A 5,086-nucleotide genomic window follows, 5' to 3' on the forward strand; every position below is an offset into this window, starting at 1 on the left:
GCTATGTTGCATTTCATCAATTCTAAATATAAATAATATTTTTTTAAAAAATAATAAAAACATTATACGATAATATAGTACAAATTAAATTTTGTTCTAGGAAAAGGAGATGTAAATATGAAAAAAGTCAAAGTAGGTATTATTGGACCTGGAAATATTGGTTCTGATTTGATGTATAAAATTATGCGAAGCCAATATATTGAGTTAGCTATGATGACTGGTGTAGTTGAATCAGAGGGTATAAAAAGGGCAAGAAAGTTGGGATTTAATACATCAATAAAGGGAATTGATGCAATACTCCCTGAGAAAGATATTAAAATTGTATTTGATGCTACAGGAGCACAGCATCACTTAAGACATGCGCCACTGCTCAAAAAAGCCGGCAAAATAGCTATTGATCTTACGCCGGCAGCTGTCGGGCCCTATGTAGTCCCCTGTGTAAATCTTGATAAGGTAAAAGAAGAGCCAAATTTGAATATGGTAACTTGTGGAGGACAAGCTACTGTACCTATAGTGTACGCTGTTAATAGAGTGGCAGGAGCGAAATATGCAGAAATCGTATCCTGCCTTGCATCAAAGAGTGCTGGTCCGGGAACTAGACAAAATATTGATGAATTTACTCAAACAACATCAAAAGCATTGGAAGTTGTGGGGGGAGCAAAAAAAGGCAAGGCTATAATAATATTAAATCCAGCGGAGCCGCCTATCATGATGACCAATACTATATATGTACAGGTTGAAAATCCAGATATAAAAGCTATTACTAAATCGGTAAATGAAATAGTGAAACAGATAGAAGTCTATGTACCTGGTTATAAACTCAGGGTGCCGCCTATCATTGATGGAGATAAGGTGACAGTTATTGTGCAGGTTGAAGGACAGGGAGATTTTCTGCCTAAGTATTCTGGAAATCTTGATATAATAACATCTGCTGCTGTAAGAACAGCCGAAAGGTTGGCACAACAAATTATTGCAGAGGAGGGGAAATAATATGGGCGAAAAGAAATTTATAAATTTAGTGGATACAACTTTAAGAGATGGAAGTCATGCTGTTTCTCATGAGTATGACGTGGAACAAGTTAAAGCCATAGTATCCGGGCTTGATAAAGCAGGAATTAAGTATATCGAATTATCTCATGGTGATGGACTTGCAGGTTCTTCTTATAATTATGGATGGTCTAAAACAAGTGAAGAAGAACTTTTAAAAGCGGCAAGTGATGTAATTGAAAAGGCAAATCTTACGGTACTTTTGTTACCAGGAATTGGAACTATTGAGGATTTGAAAATGGCATCCCATTATGGAGCTAAAGTAGTTAGAGTTGCAACTCATGTTACGGAAGCAGATATAAGTGAGCAGCACATAGGCATGGCTAAAAAACTTGGCATGATGGCAGTGGGATTTTTGATGATGACTCATATGGCACCGGTGGAAAAAGTTGTGGAACAGGCAAAATTACTTGAATCCTATGGAGCAGATTATGTAAATATAGCAGATTCTGCAGGGGCAATGCTTCCAGAACAAGTTACAGATAGAATCAGTGCAGTTGTAGATGCATTGAATGTGCCAGTGGGATTTCATGCACATAATAATTTAACATTAGCTACTGCAAATTCTTTAGCAGCGATTAAAGCAGGAGCAACGTTCATTGATGGAGCATGCAGGGGACTTGGAGCTGGAGCAGGCAATGCACAGATAGAAGTTTTAGCGGGGCTTCTCCAGAAGCTGGGCTATGAAACTGGTGTAGATTTTTACAAAATCATGGATGTAGCTGAAGACATAGTAGAACCGATCATGAAGCGCCCGCAGGTTGTGCGTAATGCTCCTTTGATGCTGGGATATTCAGGAGTTTATTCGAGTTTTCTACTTCATACCTATAATGCAGCAAAAAGATTTAATTTAGACCCGAGGGATATACTGGTTGAGTTAGGAAAGAGAAAAATGGTTGGTGGGCAGGAAGATATGATTATAGATGTTGCCTATGAACTATCAAAAAAATAAGGGGGAAATGTTAAGTGAGGAGTTCAAAAATATTAAGTGGAATCGATAATGGCTTCAGTCGATCTTTGTATAAATCCATGGGTTTTTCTAATGATGATTTAGAAAGACCAATTATAGGTATAGCAAATTCTTGGAATAATATTTCACCTGGTCACTTTAATCTTAACCAATTGAGTGAGCAAGTGAAAAAAGGTATATACAGATCAGGAGGAACTGCTGTAGAATTTGGAGTTATCGGTGCTTGTGATGGAATTGCGCAGGGACATAAGGGAATGCATTATATACTTCCGTCCAGAGAGGTCATTTGCAGCTCAATTGAAATAATGGTGGAGGCACATCAATTAGATGCGATTGTATTGCTTGCATCTTGTGATAAAGTTGTGCCTGGCATGCTTATGGCAGCTGCAAGACTTGATATACCAGCTATATTGGTAAATGGAGGACCTATGGCAGGTGGAGTTGTATTTGATGAAAGAAAATCTGATTCAACGTCTATGTCAGAAGCTTTAGGTATGTATAGAGCAGGCAAAATTACAAAAGAAAAATGCTTATTGTTGGAAGATTTAGTATGTCCTTCATGCGGTTCATGTGCATTTTTAGGCACTGCTAATACAATGGGATGTTTAAGTGAAGCATTGGGAATGTCACTTCCTGGGGCAGGTCTCATTCCAGCAACACATTCTGATCGTTTGAGAATTGCCTATGAATCAGGTATTGCTATTGTGAATCTTACTAAAAATAATATAACAGCTAAACAGATAATAAATAAAGAATCGGTAGAAAATGCTGTTAAAGTATGTTTAGGTATTAGCGGTTCTACAAATGCAGTGCTTCATTTAACGGCTATAGCTTATGAAGCAGGATTAAACATGAATGTATTAGAGGATTTTGATGAATTTAGTCAAAAAACCCCGCAGGTGGCAAAGGTTAATCCGGCTGCTAAGTGGGATATGGAAGATTTTTGGATGGCAGGTGGTATACCCAGGGTGATTGAAAGAATGATGCCCTTGCTGAATAAAGATGTTTTAACTTGTACGGGAAAGACACTTGAAGAAAATGTGAAAAATTATCAATATAAATTTCCGGAAAATAATGAAATTATTAAAACATTGGAAAATCCATTTGGTTTTTTAGGAGGAATAGCGGTATTAAAGGGCAATTTGGCACCCAAAACTGGTGTAAGCAAGCCAGGAGCAATTGATCCTAGTGTATATAAATTCAGCGGGAAAGCTATTGTATTTGATTCTGAGGAAGAAGCCGAAAAGGCGATTTTAAATGGAGAAGTAAAACCAGGACATGTTGTTGTAATTAGATATGAAGGACCTAAAGGAGGACCAGGAATGAGAGAGATGTTTAAAGCCATGAAGTATCTTTACGGAATGGGTTTGACAAAAAATATAGCTCTGGTTACAGATGGACGTTTTTCAGGTACAAACAACGGCTGTTTTGTTGGGCATGTTTCTCCAGAAGCTGCTGAGGGTGGACCTATTGCAATTGTTGAAGATGGTGATCTTATAACTATTGACGTAAATAATAGAAGACTGGAAATTGATTTATCTGATGAAGAAATTAAGGAGAGGTTGAGCAAATGGCAGCCTCCAAAGCCTAAATTCACTAAAGGGTATTTGTCAATCTATTCAAAACTGGCCTCGTCTGCTGCTGAAGGTGCAGTTGTAAAATTACATGCAAATAATCAGTAAATTATATAAATAGGGAGGATAACTAAGATGGATTCAGATTTAAGTAAAAACATCCCAAAAGCTCGTTGGCTTCACATCATTCCACCTGTGTTGCTGGTGTATATAATTGCATATATGGATCGTACTAATATAAGTTTTGCGATGGCAGGGGGAATGAATAAGACACTGGGAATAGCTGCTGATATGTCAGGTCTTGCTGCAGGTATTTTCTTTGTAGGATATATGGTTCTTCAAATACCAGGAGGACAAATAGCTGAACGAGGAAATGTAAAAAAGTTTATAGCACTCACAATAGTTGGCTGGGGAGGATTTGCGATTTTATCGGGTTTTGTTCAAAATTCTATCCAACTACTGATTGTGCGTTTCTTAATAGGTGTTGCAGAAGGAGGAGTTTATCCTGCAATGCTTACTATATTAAGCCATTGGTTTCCCAATGAAGAACGAGGTAGAGCAAATGCACTATTTTGTATGAATCTTCCTATTGGAGCTATTATTACTGGACCATTGTCAGGTTTGATTATATCTGCGTTCAGCTGGCGTTATGTATTTATAATTGAAGGGATTATAGCGTTGGCGTTAATATTTGTATGGTGGCCGCTTATTAGTGATCGTCCTGAAAATGCCAAGTGGATTAGTAATGAAGAAAAAAATTATATTTTGACTAAATTACGTGAAGAGCAAGAAGAATTTAAAAAGGAAGATAAAGTAAATGGGAAAGTACCATTTAAAAAGCTGTTGTCAAATTCTAATGTATGGAAATTAACCGCTATATATTTTTGCTTTACAACTGGAGTATATGGATTTGCACTTTGGCTACCATCACTTTTGAAAGAAATAGTTCATTTTGGAATGAGCGGAATAGGGTTTTTGTCGATTATTCCATACATAGGTACTATAATTGGCTTATATGTTTTTTCAAGCCTTTCGGATAAAAGTAATAATAGAAGATTCTGGACAGGAATATTATTGGTGGTATTTGCAGTATGCCTGATTTTGTCAGTGCAATTTAAGCACGTAGTTTGGCTGTCATTTATATTTATGATAGGATGTGGGGCATGTTTGCAGGCACCGGCAAGCGTGTTTTGGACAATACCACCGATCTTATTTGAAAGTGACATGGCAGCAAGTTCACGTGGATTTATAAATGCATTGGGTAATTTAGGAGGTTTTCTAGGACCATATATTGTAGGGTTCTTAATTTCAAGATATAATTCAACGATTGGGATATTTAGCTTGGCAATATTTTTACTTGTGGGATTTTTTATATCGATGACATTACCAGCTAAAACTGCAGGTGCAGGGTATGAACGAAATTAAATCTGTTTAGAGATTAAATTATATATTTTATTACCAGAAAGTTTTTCAAATATTAAAAATTTTCTGGTAG

Annotated in this window: 4 protein-coding genes; all 4 read left to right on the forward strand. The window is 36.8% G+C overall.

The annotated features are described in order from the left end of the window. Positions 1–117 precede the first annotated feature (117 nt). From J5G60_RS16540 to J5G60_RS16555, 4 genes are read left to right on the forward strand one after another with little or no spacing between them, the layout of a single operon-like run. Positions 118–990, forward strand: coding sequence for an acetaldehyde dehydrogenase (acetylating) (locus J5G60_RS16540; RefSeq protein ID WP_150357002.1), 873 nt, complete (start codon positions 118–120; stop codon positions 988–990). A 1-nt stretch (position 991) separates the two neighbouring features. Further along, positions 992–1,999 (forward strand): 4-hydroxy-2-oxovalerate aldolase, encoded by a 1,008-nt coding sequence (gene dmpG / locus J5G60_RS16545; RefSeq protein ID WP_150357003.1) that lies wholly within the window; start codon positions 992–994, stop codon positions 1,997–1,999. Between the two features lie 14 nt (positions 2,000–2,013). Beyond that, positions 2,014–3,699: a dihydroxy-acid dehydratase gene (gene ilvD, locus J5G60_RS16550; protein ID WP_150357004.1), complete on the forward strand. Its 1,686-nt coding sequence runs from the start codon at positions 2,014–2,016 to the stop codon at positions 3,697–3,699. A 27-nt stretch (positions 3,700–3,726) separates the two neighbouring features. Continuing rightward, positions 3,727–5,016: an MFS transporter gene (locus tag J5G60_RS16555; RefSeq protein WP_150357005.1), complete on the forward strand. Its 1,290-nt coding sequence runs from the start codon at positions 3,727–3,729 to the stop codon at positions 5,014–5,016. Positions 5,017–5,086 lie beyond the last annotated feature (70 nt).

Origin of the sequence: Clostridium sp. HV4-5-A1G, from assembly GCF_900184915.1 — a bacterium.
Classification (GTDB): Bacteria; Bacillota; Clostridia; order Clostridiales; family Clostridiaceae; genus Clostridium_B; species Clostridium_B aromativorans.